Annotated in this window: 10 protein-coding genes; 4 read left to right on the forward strand and 6 right to left on the reverse strand. The window is 69.7% G+C overall.

Going from position 1 to position 15,216, the window contains the following annotated elements:
• The first annotated feature begins 135 nt into the window (after positions 1-135).
• Positions 136-405, forward strand: a complete 270-nt coding sequence (locus KRR26_RS19025) for a hypothetical protein (protein ID WP_120202105.1) — start codon at positions 136-138, stop codon at positions 403-405.
• A 19-nt stretch (positions 406-424) separates the two neighbouring features.
• Here KRR26_RS19025 and rsmA read toward each other — a convergent pair whose 3' ends face one another.
• The 5 genes from rsmA to KRR26_RS19050 form a co-directional block, all read right to left on the reverse strand.
• Positions 425-1,255, reverse strand: coding sequence for a 16S rRNA (adenine(1518)-N(6)/adenine(1519)-N(6))-dimethyltransferase RsmA (gene rsmA / locus KRR26_RS19030; protein WP_120202107.1), 831 nt, complete (start codon positions 1,253-1,255; stop codon positions 425-427).
• 20 nt (positions 1,256-1,275) lie between these two features.
• Positions 1,276-2,274 (reverse strand): tRNA (adenosine(37)-N6)-threonylcarbamoyltransferase complex transferase subunit TsaD, encoded by a 999-nt coding sequence (gene tsaD / locus KRR26_RS19035; RefSeq protein ID WP_199723663.1) that lies wholly within the window; start codon positions 2,272-2,274, stop codon positions 1,276-1,278.
• Between the two features lie 36 nt (positions 2,275-2,310).
• Positions 2,311-4,908 carry a response regulator gene (locus KRR26_RS19040; protein WP_217080470.1) on the reverse strand — a complete coding sequence of 866 codons (2,598 nt, stop codon included), beginning with the start codon at positions 4,906-4,908 and terminating at the stop codon, positions 2,311-2,313.
• Positions 4,909-5,038: 130 nt separating this feature from the next.
• Positions 5,039-10,804: a DnaJ domain-containing protein gene (locus KRR26_RS19045; protein ID WP_217080471.1), complete on the reverse strand. Its 5,766-nt coding sequence runs from the start codon at positions 10,802-10,804 to the stop codon at positions 5,039-5,041.
• A gap of 46 nt (positions 10,805-10,850) precedes the next feature.
• Entirely contained in the window at positions 10,851-11,342 is a 492-nt protein-coding gene (locus KRR26_RS19050; RefSeq protein ID WP_217080472.1) for a tRNA (cytidine(34)-2'-O)-methyltransferase, read from the reverse strand.
• Between the two features lie 17 nt (positions 11,343-11,359).
• Between KRR26_RS19050 and KRR26_RS19055 the strand changes: the two genes are divergently transcribed.
• From KRR26_RS19055 to KRR26_RS19065, 3 genes are all read left to right on the forward strand, one after another.
• Positions 11,360-11,743 carry a DUF192 domain-containing protein gene (locus KRR26_RS19055; protein WP_120202115.1) on the forward strand — a complete coding sequence of 128 codons (384 nt, stop codon included), beginning with the start codon at positions 11,360-11,362 and terminating at the stop codon, positions 11,741-11,743.
• Positions 11,744-11,839: 96 nt separating this feature from the next.
• Positions 11,840-12,604 carry a Stp1/IreP family PP2C-type Ser/Thr phosphatase gene (locus KRR26_RS19060; protein ID WP_120202117.1) on the forward strand — a complete coding sequence of 255 codons (765 nt, stop codon included), beginning with the start codon at positions 11,840-11,842 and terminating at the stop codon, positions 12,602-12,604.
• 37 nt (positions 12,605-12,641) lie between these two features.
• Positions 12,642-14,159 (forward strand): hypothetical protein, encoded by a 1,518-nt coding sequence (locus KRR26_RS19065; protein WP_217080473.1) that lies wholly within the window; start codon positions 12,642-12,644, stop codon positions 14,157-14,159.
• A 7-nt stretch (positions 14,160-14,166) separates the two neighbouring features.
• On the opposite strand, the gene KRR26_RS19070 is transcribed toward KRR26_RS19065, so the two are convergent.
• Positions 14,167-15,201 carry a nucleotidyltransferase family protein gene (locus KRR26_RS19070; RefSeq protein ID WP_217080474.1) on the reverse strand — a complete coding sequence of 345 codons (1,035 nt, stop codon included), beginning with the start codon at positions 15,199-15,201 and terminating at the stop codon, positions 14,167-14,169.
• Positions 15,202-15,216 lie beyond the last annotated feature (15 nt).

A 15,216-nucleotide genomic window follows, 5' to 3' on the forward strand; every position in this document is an offset into this window, starting at 1 on the left:
AGCGAGGGGCGGATAACACAACATGGTCGCGCGCGACCGGCAATTTTCACCGGCTCGCGCGGCCTTGACGCTGATGGAGCGCATCCCCTACGGTCGCCCGCCACTTTCCACGTCACGCGAAGGGTGCTCGGCTCGATGAGCGGCAGGCAGCGGGTGAAGACAGTGGTGCGACTGGAGGAGCGCAAGGAAGCCCTCGCGCCCAAGGCACCCTCACCCGCCGAGGTGGACCCGCTCTACGGCGTGGCGCTGCTCAAGGTGGCCTTCGAGCTGAAGCGCCGCCCCGAGGGCACCGTGGATGAAGTGCTGAGCGCGGTGCTCGCGCGCATGCGTCTGCCCGAGGCCGAGTTCCGCGCCTATCTGGAGCAGCAGGGCGGCCTGCTCGCGACGCTGGGCCCCAAGCGCTGAGCCCAGCACCGCGCGCTGTTCACTTCGTCACAGGCCCCAGCGCACGCTCGATCGCCGCGAACTCCTCCGGCGACAACGTCTCCGCGCGGCGCGTGCCATCCACGCCCGCGGTCGCCAGCGCGGCGACGAGCTGCTCGGGCGAGGCGAGCTCCGAGTCCGACTTCAGCGAGTTGAGCAGCGTCTTGCGCCGGTGCGCGAAGGCCGACTTCACCAGCCGCGTGAAGCGCGCGTCATCCGTGATGGGCGCGCGCGGCGCGGCAAGCCGCGTGAGGCGCAGCACGGCCGAGTCCACCTTCGGCGGCGGGTGGAAGCGCCACGCCTCCAACGTGAGCACCTGCTCCGCCTGGAAGTGCAGGCCGAGCAGCACGGTGAGCAGCCCGTAGTCGCGGTTGCCCGGCTCGGCGGCCAGGCGCTCCACCACTTCCTTCTGGAGGGTGAAGACCGCCCGCGTCACGTGGGTGCGCTGGGCCAGCACCTGGAAGAGGATGGAGCTGGAGAGGTGGTACGGCAGGTTGCCAGCCACCGCCACCTCGGGCACTCCGGCCACCTGGGCGAAGTCCACGTCCGCGGCGTTGCCCGCCACGACCTTCACGCCCGGGATGGCCTCCTTCTCCAGCACGGCAATCATGTCGCGGTCGCGCTCCACCGCGGTGACGCGCGCGCCCGTGGCGGCGAGGAAGCGCGTCAGGTGCCCGAGGCCGGGGCCCAGCTCCACCACGGGCTCGCCCTCGCGCAACGCGAGCGCGTCCGCGATGTCCTGGAGGGCCTCCTCGTCCCCGAGGAAGTTCTGCCCCCAGCTGTGCTTGGGACGCAGGCCATGGCGCTTGAGGATGTCTCGCGGCGATTCCACTCGGTGTCCCCTGCTCTCTCTCACATGCGCCAGGCGGGGTCTGCCGCCAGGCGGAAGTCGCCGCGCAGACCGCGGCGCCACGCCTCATACCCCGCGACGGCGATCATCGCGCCATTGTCCGTGCACAACCGCACCGGCGGCAGGTACATGCGCAGGCCCCGCTCCTCGGCGCGCTGCTGACAGAGCGCGCGGAGCCGGGAGTTGGCCGCCACGCCGCCGCACAGCACCAGGCGCTGGTGGCCCAGCCGCCGCGCGGCCGCGACGAGCTTCTTCGACAGCACGTCCGCCACCGCCTCCTGGAAGGACGCGCACAGGTCCGACAGCGCCTGCCCCTCCGGGACGCCGTGCTTGCGCACGTGGTGCAGCACCGCCGTCTTCAACCCCGAGAACGACACGTCGAAGTTGTCGCCCGGCAGCGCGCGCGGGAAGCGGATGGCCTCGGGGTTGCCACGCTGGGCGAGTTCATCAATCGGCTGTCCTCCCGGGTACGGCAGGCCCAGGATGCGCGCCGTCTTGTCGTAGGCCTCGCCCGCGGCGTCATCGCGGGTGCTGCCCACCAGCCGATAGCGCCCGAAGTCCTGCACCTCGTAGAGGCTGGAGTGGCCTCCAGAGACCACGAGCCCCAGGAAGGGCGGCTCGGGCGCATCCTCCAGCAGCCGGATGGCCAAGAGGTGGCCCTCCAGGTGGTTGGCGCCCACGAACGGCTTGCCCGTGGCGAGGCTCAGCCCCTTGGCGACCTGGAGCCCCACCAGCAGCGCGCCGATGAGCCCCGGCCCCGACGTCACCGAGATGAGGTCGATGTCCGACAGCGTCTTCCCGGCGCGCGTGAGGGCCTCGTGCACCACGGGCATGACCTGCACGATGTGGTTGCGGCTGGCCAGCTCGGGCACCACCCCGCCCCACCGACGGTGGATGTCCACCTGGGTGGAGACGACGTCGGACAGCGCGCGCCGGCCGTCCTCGACGACAGCGGCCGCCGTCTCGTCGCAAGAGGTTTCCAGACCGAGGATGAGCACGATGACTCCAGGAAGGACGGGAGGAGAGCGGCCGGCCGCCTAGTTGCCCATGGACTTGAGCATCTGGCGGACTTCACCGGCCGACGCGCCCGTCGGTTCCAGGAACAAGTACTTCTTGTAGGCCTCGGTTGCCTGGGGATTCTTTCCGGAGAACTGAAGCGCCATGCCGAGCGACAGCCAGGCGCGCGAGTTCTTCGGCTCCTCGCGGACCACGTCCTGTAGCAACTTCGCCGCCTCGCGGTAGCTCGCCTCAGACGCGGAGTTGCCGCTCACCAGCGCGTAGCCCAACCCGGACTTCGCCTCGATGGAGGCGGGCTTGAGCGTCAGCGCCTTGCGGAAGCTGCCCTGCGCCGTCTTGAAGCGCTTCGAGACGATGGCCGAGCGGCCCTCCTTGATGGCCTCGGCATAGGCGACTTCCGGGTCCACGTTGGGAGCCGGAGGCGTCGTGTCCTCTTCCTCCTCGGGCTTCTGGGCGCCGGTGGCGAGGCCTGCGTCCGCCACGGTGGGGGCACTCGTGGGCGGGGGCGGGGTTGCCGGTGCAGCGGTCGTCGTGGGCGTGGCCGTCGTCGGAGGGGGGGCCTGCTTCGGCGGAGTCGGATGGGCCTGTTCGACCGGGGGCGTGGACGTGGGCTGCGGCGTGGGACCGCTGCGCATCGCGACGAGGGCCGCCACCAGGGCAACGAGCGCGACCCCTACCCCGATGAACAACCCGGTCCGCTTGGGCTTCACGGCCGCGGCCAGGGCGGCATCGTCCACGTCCGGCGCACTCGCGACGGGTGCCGGGGCCGCCGGGGCCTTCACGGGCTCCGGCGCGCCGCGAGGCGACGCTGGCGTCACGGGCTCCGGCGACAGAGGCGCGGCGCGCGGCGGCTCGGCCTGGGCCTCCAGCGTGGCCAGGTCCACTGGCTCCATGGGGATGGAGGGCGTGGGCACGCCATGGCCCGGATACGGCGGCAGCGCGAGCTGCTGCGGCGGCGCGACTGGAAGTTCCGCGGCCTCGCCCACCGGCCCCCCGAGCGGAGGCGGCACCTGATTGCCGCTCACCCAGGTGACTTCGGACGACGGCGGGGCAGGCGTGGGCGGCGGCACGTTCGCGAGCGGGCTGGGCGCGATCGCCGCACCGCCGAAGATGGGCGCACGCGACATCGCCGGATCACCCTGCGGCGACGAAGCCGGAGCGGAGGGCGGCTGCGACGAGCGCGCGCGCGGGCCCGGTGCCCACGAAGAGCCCGGTCCCCAGGTGCTGGGCGCGCTGAGCCCTTCCGTGTCCACGCGGCTCCAATCCAGCAGCAGGCTGCGGCGGGCCTGCTCCACCGCGAGGTGCGCCGGCGGAGGCTCCACGAGGAACGCCGAGCCCTCCTGCGCGAGCGGCGGCACCTCCGCGTTCACGTCGTCGGACGACTCCTCCTCGAAGCGCTTGGGTCGCGCTGGGAAGATGATGACCTCCGCGGGCTGCGCGGGGGCGGGCGGCACGTCCTCCACGCCCGCGGGCGGCGCCAGCACCGTCGGCGCGGGGGGCGCGACCGGAGCGACGGGCTCGGGCGTGGCCACGGGCGTCAGCTCGGCGGCGGCCACCGGCTCGGGCTCGGTGACGGCGGGGACCACTTCCTGCTCGGCGGGCGCGCTGGGCGCGGGGGCCGCGTTCAGCCACTGCTCGATGCCAGGCTTGCCGCTGTGCACGGGCTCCTGCGGCGCGTTGCCCAGCTCGCGGATGAGCCCCTCGAAGTACAGCTTGCTGATGATGCCCAGCGCCGCCAGGTCCTCGAAGTCCGAGTCCTCCACCACGCGGCTGAGCGCGCGCTTGCCATCGAACAAGCGCAGGAGCCCGTTGACCTCATCGGGGATCTCCGAGAGGCGGTCCGCGAGCTGGTGGTAATCAATCTCGAACACCGTCTCCAGCGGCGGAAGCTGCTCGAGCATCCGGCCCCACTCGTCGAGCCGGCGCATGCCCTCCATCAGCAAGCCCTGCGTGGAGACCTCGATGCGCTCGGGGCGGTCGAGCGTGGTGAACTGCACCTCGAACTGGCCCTCGAAGGTATTGAGCAGGCGGTAGAAGGCGTTCTCGCCCTTGAGCCGGCCCAGCTCCGCGTCGATGACGCGGCCCTCCTTGAAGTAGACCGTGCCCGCGCGCTCGCCCTGGATGGAGATGACGCCCGTCTTGCGGCCGATCTCGAACGTCTGGACCAGGTCCACCACGCCCATGTCCGCGAGGCTGCCGGCGAAGCCGCCCTTCGTCGTCTCGCGCTTCTCGATCCTCTCCTTCTCCGCCTTCTGGAGGATCATCTTCACGCGGGTGACGATCTCTTTGATGTAGATCGGCTTGGTGAGGTAGTCGTCACCGCCGAGTTCCAGGCCGCGCACCTTGAACTCGACCGACTTCTGGTTCGTCAGGAAGACGAACGGGATGAACTTGAAGCGCTCGTCGGACTTGAGCGTCTTGCACAGCTCGAAGCCGTCCATCTCCGGCATCTTGGTGTCCGCCAGCACCAGGTCCGGAGGGCTGATCTGGACCTTCTCGAGCGCATCCTTGCCGTGAATGGCCGTCGTCACGGAGAAGCCAGCCTTCTTCAGGCTGACCTCCATCACGCGAAGGCTCTTCGCGTCACCATCGACCAGGAGCAGGTGCTGCTTGGCCACGTTGCTTGCCTTTCAATGCGGAGGGCCGGAGTAGGACGGGGAGACCGGGCGGAGCATCGGACCCGGTTTCAAGGTGTGTCAATGCCGGGGACGCCCCGCGCACCCGGCCGGCACCGGGCAGACGGGGGATTCACCGGAACAGGCCCTTCTTCGGCGGATTCTTCTTCCGCATGTCGATGAGGCGAAGTTCCTGGTTGGCTTCCAGATGCTTGGGGTTGGAGCGCACCGCGTCCCGGAAGTGCCGCTCGGCGCGATCCATATCCCCTTCGACTCGGGCGATGACCCCGAGCTGATAGTGCGCCCGGTCACAGTTGGGGTCGGCCCGCACGGCGTCCGCCATCAGCTGCTTGGCCTTGGGCATGTCCGCCTTGCGGCTCGGGTCCATGTAGATGGCCCAGGCGCGCGCCGCCAGGTACACCGGCCGCGGGTCCTGCGCATATGCGCGCTCGTAATGGTCCGTGGCCGCGGCGAAGTCCCGCTTGCGGAAGTAGACCTCGCCCATCTTGAAGAGGTCGTCGGGCGGGCTGTCCGTGCGCGCGCCGGGCCGCCCCGAGGCCTGTCCCGCCGCGGGCTTCGCCGGAGCCTGGGGCGCCTGCGTCTGCTGGACGTACGCCTTGCGCCGCGCGTCGTCGTAGAGGACCTCGTAGGCCTCGCGGATGGACTCGAAGACGGAGGTCATCTTCGGGGCGAGCTGCGGCAGGGTCGGCGGCAGGCGATCCGGGTGGAAGAGCTTGGCGAGGCGCAGGAACGCGCTCTTCACCTGGTCCCGCGTGGCGTCCTGAGGAACGCCGAGCACGGCGAAGTGGTCGCGCTTGCCCTGGAGGTCCGCGTAGCGCTGCTCGATCTGCTGGGCGAGCCGGACCTCGTCGCCCTTGGGGGCTTCCGTGGGAGGCTCGGCGGCGGCGGAGGGGCCCGGTTCGGTGACGGGCGCGGCACCGGTGGGCGCGGCGGGACGTGAGCCGAGCACACCCATGTTCTCCATCGCGCGCTTCAGCAGGCGCTGGCGCCGGAGCTTCGCTGCCTCGTCGGGATTGGAGGGATCTGCCGCCACGTCGTCCTCGTCGAAGTCCCAGTCGTCCAGGTCATCCTCGAACGACTCGGGGGCAGTCTGGCCAGTTGGGCTGGCGTTGTCACCCGGGAAGGGGGCGAAGCCGAGGGGATCCAGCGCCTCGAACGTGGCCTCGACAATGGCCTCGACCGGGGGCTCGTTGACATCCCCGCCACTCAGGCGAACGTCCGAGCGGACGAGGGCCTCCAGGTGGGCATCCACCTGCTGGAGCGCGGCCTCGAAGGAGGCGGTGAGCGTCTCGGCGGGCTCGGCGGGCTTGTCGAACGCGACGATGCGCCAGAGGTCCTCCTCCCCCGCCCGAGAGGCCTGGGGCCCCAGCCGGAGCGGAGGTGGCGCTGAGGACGGGAAGCGCGGGGGCTTGACGGCCCAGAGGTCCGGGGTCGGGTCGGTCTCGACGGGGACGACGGGGGCGGTCGGAGGCGCCTCGGAGTCCGGAAGGGCTGGCGAGGCCGGGATGACATCGCCCCAGTTCTCGGGTCCCGGTTCGGGTTCGGCCTCCAACAGCGGCAGTTCCGACTCGGCGGGAGGCGGGGCGGCGTGGGGGGAGGGTTCGTCCGCGAGCCAGGGGTCCAACGGCTGCGTGGCGGAGCGCCGGAGGGCCTCCTGCATGTCCTGGACGAGGGCGGCCTGCGCGCGCTCCCGAGCCGCCCGGATGGCGTCGGAGTTCTCGGTCAGGGGCAGGTCGAGGCTTGCGGCGGCCTGCGCAGGAGCCTGGGGCTGAGGCTCGGAGGAGATGATGTCCTCGGGCCCGAGCGACAGCGGCTCCGGCTCCGCCTGGGCAACGGGGGCAGCGGGCACCGCGACGGGAGTGAGGACCGGAGGAGCCGAAGGCGAAGCGGGGGCGCGAGTGCGGCGAGGAGGCTCCGCGCGACGAGGGAGGTCACGGGGCGCGGTGGCCTCGGCGAGGCGCTGGGCCTCGACCTTGCGGGCCTCCTCGGCGCGACGAGCCAGTTCCGCCGCGCGAGCCTCTTCTGCGAGGCGGGCTTCCTCGGCGCGCCGTGCGTCTTCGGCGATGCGGGCCTCGTGGGCGCGGCGAGCGGCCTCCGCGCGACGGGCCTCCTCGGCGCGACGCTGAGCCTCCGCGAGTCGAGTGGCCTCCGCCAAGCGAGCCGCCTCGGCCAGTCGACGCTCTTCAGCGAGTCGCGCCTCTTCAGCGAGCCGAGCCTCCTCGGCCAACCGAAGCTCTTCGGCAACGCGCGCTTCTTCAGCAAGACGAGCCACTTCAGCGCCACGAGCCTCTTCGGCCAACCGAAGCTCTTCGGCGACACGCGCCTCCTCCGCCAACCGAAGCTCTTCGGCGACACGCGCCTCCTCCGCCAACCGAAGCTCTTTGGCAACGCGCGCTTCTTCAGCGACACGAGCCTCTTCGGCGACACGCGCCTCCTCCGCCAACCGAAGCTCTTTGGCAACGCGCGCTTCTTCAGCGACACGAGCCTCTTCGGCCAACCGAAGCTCTTCGGCGACACGTGCCTCTTCGGCCAACCGAAGCTCTTCGGCGACACGTGCCTCCTCCGCCAACCGAAGCTCTTCAGCGACACGAGCCTCCTCCGCCAACCGAAGCTCTTCAGCGACACGAGCCTCTTCAGCGACACGAGCCTCTTCAGCGACACGAGCCTCTTCGGCCAACCGAAGCTCTTCGGCGACACGCGCCTCCTCCGCCAACCGAAGCTCTTCGGCGACACGAGCCTCTTCGGCCAATCGAAGCTCTTCGGCGACACGTGCCTCTTCAGCGACACGAGCCTCTTCAGCGACACGTGCCTCTTCAGCGACACGTGCCTCTTCGGCCAATCGAAGCTCTTCGGCGACACGTGCCTCTTCAGCGACACGAGCCTCTTCGGCCAACCGAAGCTCTTCGGCGACACGTGCCTCTTCGGCCAACCGAAGCTCTTCGGCGACACGCGCCTCCTCCGCCAACCGAAGCTCTTCGGCGACACGCGCCTCCTCCGCCAACCGAAGCTCTTCAGCGACACGAGCCTCTTCGGCCAACCGAAGCTCTTCAGCGACACGAGCCTCTTCGGCCAACCGAAACTCATCGGCGATGCGTGCTTCTTCAGCAAGACGCGCTTCTTCGGCCAAGCGCAGCTCTTCAGCGACCCGTGCCTCCTCCGCCAGTCGACGCTCTTCCGCAACGCGTGCTGCTTCAGCGAGACGTGCCTCTTCGGCCAGTCGAAGTTCTTCGGCGACGCGAGCATCCTCCGCCAACCGAACCTCTTCGGCGATGCGCGCTTCTTCAGCAAGACGAGCCTCTTCCGCCAGTCGAAGCTCTTCGGCGACCCGAGCCTCCTCCGCCAGCCGAAGCTCTTCGGCAACCCGTGCCGCCTCTGCCAGCCGAAGTTCTTCGGCGATGTGAGCCTCTTCTGCGAGACGCGCTTCCTCCGCCTGTCGAAGTTCTTCGGCGACCCGTGCCTCTTCCGCCAGCCGAAGCTCTTCGGCGATGCGCGCCTCTTCGGCCAAGCGCAGCTCTTCGGCGACACGTGCCTCTTCCGCCAACCGCAGCTCTTCGGCGAGACGCGCCGATTCAGCGATGCGGGCCTCTTCCGCCAACCGAAGCTCTTCGGCGATGCGTGCTTCTTCCGCCAAGCGAAGCTCATCGGCGACCCGTGCCTCTTCCGCTAGCCGAAGCTCGTCGGCGATGCGCGCCTCTTCCGCCAACCGAAGCTCTTCAGCGATGCGCTCCTCTTCGGCCAAGCGCAGCTCTTCGGCGATGCGTGCCTCTTCAGCGAGACGTGCCTCTTCCGCCAAGCGCAGCTCTTCGGCGACCCTTGCCTCTTCCGCCTGCCGAAGTTCGTCGGCGATGCGTGCCTCTTCAGCGAGACGTGCCTCTTCGGCCAAGCGCAGCTCTTCGGCGATGCGCGCCTCTTCGGCCAAGCGCAGCTCTTCGGCGATGCGCGCCTCTTCGGCCAAGCGCAGCTCTTCGGCGATGCGCGCCTCTTCAGCGAGACGTGCCTCTTCCGCCAAGCGCAGCTCTTCGGCGACCCTTGCCTCTTCGGCCAAGCGCAGCTCTTCGGCGATGCGTGCCTCTTCAGCGAGACGTGCCTCTTCGGCCAAGCGCAGCTCTTCGGCCAAGCGCAGCTCTTCGGCGATGCGTGCCTCTTCAGCGAGACGTGCCTCTTCAGCGAGACGTGCCTCTTCCGCCAAGCGCAGCTCTTCGGCGATGCGCGCCTCTTCCGCGAGACGTGCCTCTTCCGCCAAGCGCAGCTCTTCCGCTAGCCGAAGCTCTTCGGCGATACGTGCCTCTTCCGCGAGACGTGCCTCTTCCTCCAACCGAAGCTCTTCGGCGATGCGCGCCTCTTCCGCCAACCGAAGCTCTTCGGCAATGCGCGCTTCTTCAGCCAAACGCAGCTCTTCGGCGACCCGTGCCTCTTCCGCCAGCCGAAGTTCGGCGGCAATGCGTGCCTCTTCAGCGAGACGTGCCTCTTCCGCCAACCGAAGCTCTTCGGCGATGCGCGCCTCTTCGGCCAAGCGCAGCTCTTCGGCGATGCGCGCTTCTTCAGCCAGCCGAAGTTCGTCGGCGATGCGTGCCTCTTCAGCGAGACGCGCCGCCTCTGCGACCCGTGCCTCTTCCGCCAACCGAAGCCCTTCAGCGATGCGAGCCTCTTCGGCCAAGCGCAGCTCTTCGGCGATGCGTGCCTCTTCAGCGAGACGCGCCTCTTCCGCCAGCCGAGCCTCTTCGGCCTGTCGCAGCGCTTCAGCGATGCGCGCCTCTTCCGCCAACCGAGCCTCTTCAACCAACCGGCGCTCTTCGGCGATGCGTGCTTCTTCCGCGAGACGAGCCTCTTCAACCAACCGGCGCTCTTCGGCGATGCGTGCTTCTTCAGCGAGACGCGCCTCTTCCGCCAACCGAAGCTCTTCGGCGATGCGTGCTTCTTCAGCGAGACGCGCCTCTTCCGCCAACCGAAGCTCTTCGGCGATGCGTGCTTCTTCAGCGAGACGCGCCTCTTCCGCCAACCGAAGCTCTTCGGCGATGCGCGCCTCTTCAGCGAGACGCGCCTCTTCCGCCAACCGAAGCTCTTCGGCGATGCGCGCCTCTTCAGCGAGACGCGCCTCTTCCGCCAACCGAAGCGCCTCAGCGATCCGCGCTTCCTCCGCCAGCCGAGCCTCCTCGGCCAGCCGGCGCTCCTCCGCGATTCGCGCCTCTTCCTCCAACCGAAGCGCTTCCGCGATTCGCGCCTCTTCCGCCAGCCGGGCCCGCTCGCGCGCGTCCCACTCCTCCACGGAGAGCGCTTCCAGCCGCCCCTCTCGCTCTAGGACGTGGAGCAGGGCCTCCTGGGCCGCGGTCAGCGACTCCGGCCGCCGGAACGTCTCCAACGTCCCGAGCAACTCCAACTCGGACGCATCCGCGGTCCAGGGCTCGCACGCTGCTACATCCATGCAGCGGTACACCCGCGCCCTCGGTGCGTCCGCGTGGATCGGCTCGAGCGCGGCTCGCACCACCCGCGTCCCCGCGATGGGACGAAACTCCCCTTCCACCGCGCTGGGCTCGAACTCGGCGCCCTCCGCCAGCTCACTCAGCCGACGGACTTGGGCCAGGACCTGCTGCTCCACCACCACGTCGGGCTCGAGCCCGTACTCCTCCAGCAGCTCTTCGTCCGGGGCCGCCGCGCCCCCTCGCGCCCAGAGCGCATCCAGGGCCTCGGCCCCGAGCATCCCCCGCTGGAGCAACGCCTGCGTCGGACTCTGATACCCAAACCCGAGCCGCGCGCCCACCAGGTCCCCCTCGCGCAACAGCAACGAGGAGTGCAGCCCGCCCGAATGCAGCTTCAGCAGCCCGGTGGCGCGGGACTTGTGAGCGGCATACAGCGCATCGGCGACCTGCGAGGAGGGCATTCGTATCCGGAGTGTAGTCCCTCTCGACCGCCGCTCAACTTGACGGTCAGGCCTGCCCGGCCGCCGCCCCAAGTTGGATCTGCCGCAGGGCCTCGTACGTCCCAATCCCCACCGAGGTGGACAGGTTCAGGCTCCGGCGCTCGGGCAACATGGGAATCGTCAGGGGCGCCCCCGTGCCTCCCTCCACCACCTCGGAGGGCAGCCCCGAGACCTCCGAGCCGAACACCAGGTGGTCCCCCGGCTCGAACCGCGCCGAGTACAGGGTCCGCGCCGCCCGCGCCGAGAACAGCCAGCGCCGAGCTTCCGGGTAGTCCGCCACGTAGGCGTCATAGGTGGGATACAGCCGCAGGAAGACCTTGTCCCAGTAGTCCAGCCCGGCGCGCTTCAGATGCCGGTCGTCAATGGAGAACCCCAAGGGCTCCACCAGGATGAGGCGGCAGCCCGTCACCGCGCACAGCCGGGCCACGTTGCCGGTGTTGGGGGGAATCTGGGGTGAGACGAGAACGAGGTGAAGCGGACGCGCCAGGGGCTCAATCATGGAGTAGAAGGCGCTGCATGCGCTGGAGGGTGAACAACGAGACGCGGCAGCGACTGCTCGCGGACCAGGCCGAACGGGCCGAGTCCTTCGTGCAGCGCTTCCAGGGGTTGATGGGGCGCACACTGCTCCCGGTGGGCGAAGGGCTCCACATCGTCCCCTGTAACTCCATCCATACGTTCTTCATGCGCATCGCCATCGACGTGGCCTTCCTGGACAAGGAAGGGCGCGTCGTCAAGCAGATGGCGGCATTGCCTCCCTGGCGGGCCACTTCGGTGTACTTCCGGGCCCACTCGGTGCTGGAGCTTCCGGCGGGTGTCCTCACCGCCAGCGGCACCCAGGAAGGCGATTTGTTGAGTTTCGAGCCCGTCCGCCCCTCGACCGAGGGCGGGGGGGCTGGCTGACCCCATCCTGGCCGCGCTTGGGTTTTGACCCTGTTCGGAGCGCTTTGTTAACCTCCGCGGCCACTTCACGCCCCTCCCCTTGAAGAGTCCCCGCGCATGCGCATCGAGGTAGCTGGCAGCACCCACGTCGGGATGAAGCGGAACCACAACGAGGACAACTACCTCGTGCTCGCGGAGGAGAACCTCTGCTGCGTGGCCGATGGCATGGGCGGTCACTCGTCCGGAGAGATTGCCAGCCGCATCGCCGTGGACGAGCTGGGTGAGTTCTACCGGATGACGTCCAAGGACCAGGACGCGACCTGGCCCTTCAAGATGGACAAGGCGCGCAGCTACGACGAGAACCGCCTCTCCACGGGCATCAAGCTCGCCAACGCGCGCATCTTCGAGCGGGCCAGCGCGGACTCGAAGTACAAGGGCATGGGCACCACCATCGTGTCCCTGCACTTCGCCAGCGACGTGGCCTACGTGGGCCATGTCGGCGACAGCCGCGTGTACTTCTTCCGCGCCGGTACGCTCAAGCAGGTGACGGAGGACCACTCGCTCCTCAACGACTACCTCAAGGCCAAGAAGCTCACGCCCGAGGAGATCGAGAACTTCCCCCACAAGAACGTCATCGTCCGGGCGCTGGGGATGAAGGAGCAGGTGCAGGTGGACGTGTCCCGCGTGGAGCCCCAGCAGGGCGACGTCTTCCTGCTCTGCTCGGACGGCCTGAGCGGCATGGTGACGGACGCGCAGATGCAGGATATCCTCGCGCGCACGCCCGAGTTGGAGAAGGCCTGTGGTCAGCTCATCGACCTGGCCAACGCCGCGGGCGGCAACGACAACGTCACCTGCGTGCTCGCCCGCTACCACGCCTCCTGAGCCGCCCCTCCCACCCGCCGTCGACCTGGAGGACCCCATGCTGTCGTGGGCTCTCGTGGTGGTTGGCGCACTCGCGGCGGCGCCGGACTTCTCCGCGTCCCTCCACGTGCGCGGAGAGAAGGGCTCGCCCTCCGTGGCGACCCTCTCCTCGGATGGGCAGCGGTTGCTGCTCGACGTGGAGGTGGTGGACATCACGCCCGCGGTCTCCGCGGATCCGGTGCACTCGGACCACGTGGAGGTCTGGTTCGCGCTGGAGCACCTGAATGACATCGGCCCGACCCGCTTCGTGATGCCGGTCGGGGGCAGACACCTGCTCACCGTGGACGGCAAGGATGACGCGGATGCGCTCGACGCGCTCATCCAGGGCACGGCGGTGGACCCGGCGACCGACTCCGAGGGGGCCTCTGAGGGCTGTGAGCCGGAGCGGAAGGCCGCGAGCGCGGAGCTGGGAAAGACGCCCTCCCGGCGTGTCCGCGCCTTCTTCGGACTGGCCCACCTGGGGCTGTTTCCCGACGGGCGCACGCCCGTGCTCTACGATGCGGAGGCCTACGCGGCTGCCGGACTCGCCCCCGCGCTCGGCGCCCAGGACATCCGCTATGAAGCCACGAAGACCGAGCGCGGCTATCACCTGAAGGCCTGGCTCCAACCTGGGGCCCTGGTCTTCATCCCTCGGGGCGAGCTCCAGGCCCTGCGCGTGCGCGTGGACGCCGTTGACGCGGGTGGTCCGGGCGCGAAGGAGGTGCTGCGCTCGACAAACCCCGCGCCCAAGTGGGGCGAGCCCTCCACGTTTCAAGTGGTGAAGCTGGCCCACCCGCTGACCGTGAAGCGCGTCGAGTCCCTCCCTGAATTGGACGCCCCCGGAGCCCTCCCCGTGGGCATCCGAGACGCCTTCGAGCCGCTGCCCAGGTTCTTCATGCGCATGGGCGATGCGTGGCGAGGCGTTGAGTCCCAGGCGGTTCGTCCCCAGAACGACTCGCGCCGCGTGTGCCGGGTGGAGTTGTCGCGCGTCGCCCAGCACCTCCACAGCCTCTGGGAGTTCGGCCAAGCCGAGCCCGTGAGCGACACGGACTTCACCCGGGTGAGCGTGACGGACGGGAGCCACCCCGGAACGTTGCTCATCACGAGGACTGGCTCGGGGCCTCGTGCGCTCTGGGTCGCGAACCGAGGAAGGGCCACGGCCTTCCGATTCAAGGATGGCGCCCCGGGCGTCGTGCTCGAGGAGACAGCGCCCACCATGGGCGAGTACACCAGCGGCCAGTGCGGCGGCACGGACGAGACGACGTTGAGCCTCGTGCGGCTGGAGGCAGCCGGCCCCAAGCGAACCCCCGTGCTCACGTGGGGGAGTTGCAGCGCATACATCATGTATGGCCCGAACACCCTGACCCAACGCCCGGGCGACCCCGACGCGCCCCCAGAAGTGTCGCTGACCTGGGCGAGCCCCAACGACCGCGTGCGCGTGTCCTTCGGCGAGGGAGTCGCGGTGGACGTTCGCTGGAAACCAGACGGCACGGGCATCGCGGCCCAGGTCGTGCCCCCACCGAAGAAGAAGCGCTGACGCTCGTTCAGCCGCCCGACAGTGGCGCGGGCACGCGGTGCGGCCCCCAGGCCAGCACCTCGGTCAACGACTCCGCGGAAGCCACCTCGGTGTCCTCGAACACCGCGCACCGCGTGAGCCGAGCGCCCTGCCCCACTCGCGCGCCCTCGCCCACCGCCACGCAGGCGCCCACCTGCGCGCCCGCCTCCACGACCGCGCGCGCGCCAATGAAGGCCGGGCCCTGAAGCTCGGCCGGCGCGGCCACGCGCGCTTTCGGATGCACCCAGGCCTGGGCCGCAGTGGGCGTCAGCCCCGCGAGGGGTGAGTCCACGCCCAGAGAGCCCAGCGGCACACGGCCCGAGAGCACATCGCGCACCGTGGCCAGATAGCGCGAAGGCGTGCCCAGGTCGGACCAGTACGCCTCCACCTGCGCTCCGCGCACGGGCAGCCCGGCCTGCATCACCCGCACGTACACGTCACGGTTGATGTCCTCGGCCCCGGAGGCGGACATGAAGTCGAACACGCGCGGCGACATCACGTGCACGCCGGTGAAGTGCCAGGGCGACAGACCTTCGCCCCCAGGGCCGAAGCCCGCGATACGGCGCACCTGCCCGCCCGCGTCCAGCTCCACCGCCGCGTAGGACTCTCCTTCCGGCATGGGCAGCAGCACCATGGTCGCCACCGCGCCCGACGCGCGATGCGCGGCCACCACCGGCCGCAGGTCCACCGGGAAGAGGATGTCCCCGTTGAACACGAGGAAGTCATCGTCGCGGAGGAAGTCCCGCAGGCCGCGAATGCCGCCCCCCGTCCCCTGGATGACGGACTCGTGGACGATGTGCAGCGGAAGGCCCGCGCGCTCGCACTCGGCGCGAGCCACCGCCGCCATGGTGTCCGGCAGGTGGTGTGTGTTGATGCCCACCGCCGTCACGCCCGCGGCCTTCAACACGGACAGGTGGTAGCGAAGCAGCGGCTGCCCCAGGAAGGGCAGCGCCGGCTTGGGCCAGCGCTCGGTGAGCGGGCGCAGGCGCGTGCCCAGGCCCGCGCAGAGGACCATCGCCTTCATCGAGTCTCCCTGGGG

The organism is Citreicoccus inhibens (genome assembly GCF_019039035.1).
GTDB classification, from domain to species: Bacteria; Myxococcota; Myxococcia; order Myxococcales; family Myxococcaceae; genus Citreicoccus; species Citreicoccus inhibens.

Coding starts and splice junctions, on each gene's coding strand:
- KRR26_RS19025 (WP_120202105.1), top strand. CDS start 136: ATGAGCGGCAGGCAGCGGGTGAAGACAGTGGTGCGACTGGAGGAGCGC.
- KRR26_RS19045 (WP_217080471.1), bottom strand. CDS start 10,804: ATGCCCTCCTCGCAGGTCGCCGATGCGCTGTATGCCGCTCACAAGTCC.
- KRR26_RS19050 (WP_217080472.1), bottom strand. CDS start 11,342: ATGATTGAGCCCCTGGCGCGTCCGCTTCACCTCGTTCTCGTCTCACCC.
- KRR26_RS19055 (WP_120202115.1), top strand. CDS start 11,360: ATGCGCTGGAGGGTGAACAACGAGACGCGGCAGCGACTGCTCGCGGAC.
- KRR26_RS19060 (WP_120202117.1), top strand. CDS start 11,840: ATGCGCATCGAGGTAGCTGGCAGCACCCACGTCGGGATGAAGCGGAAC.
- KRR26_RS19065 (WP_217080473.1), top strand. CDS start 12,642: ATGCTGTCGTGGGCTCTCGTGGTGGTTGGCGCACTCGCGGCGGCGCCG.
- KRR26_RS19070 (WP_217080474.1), bottom strand. CDS start 15,201: ATGAAGGCGATGGTCCTCTGCGCGGGCCTGGGCACGCGCCTGCGCCCG.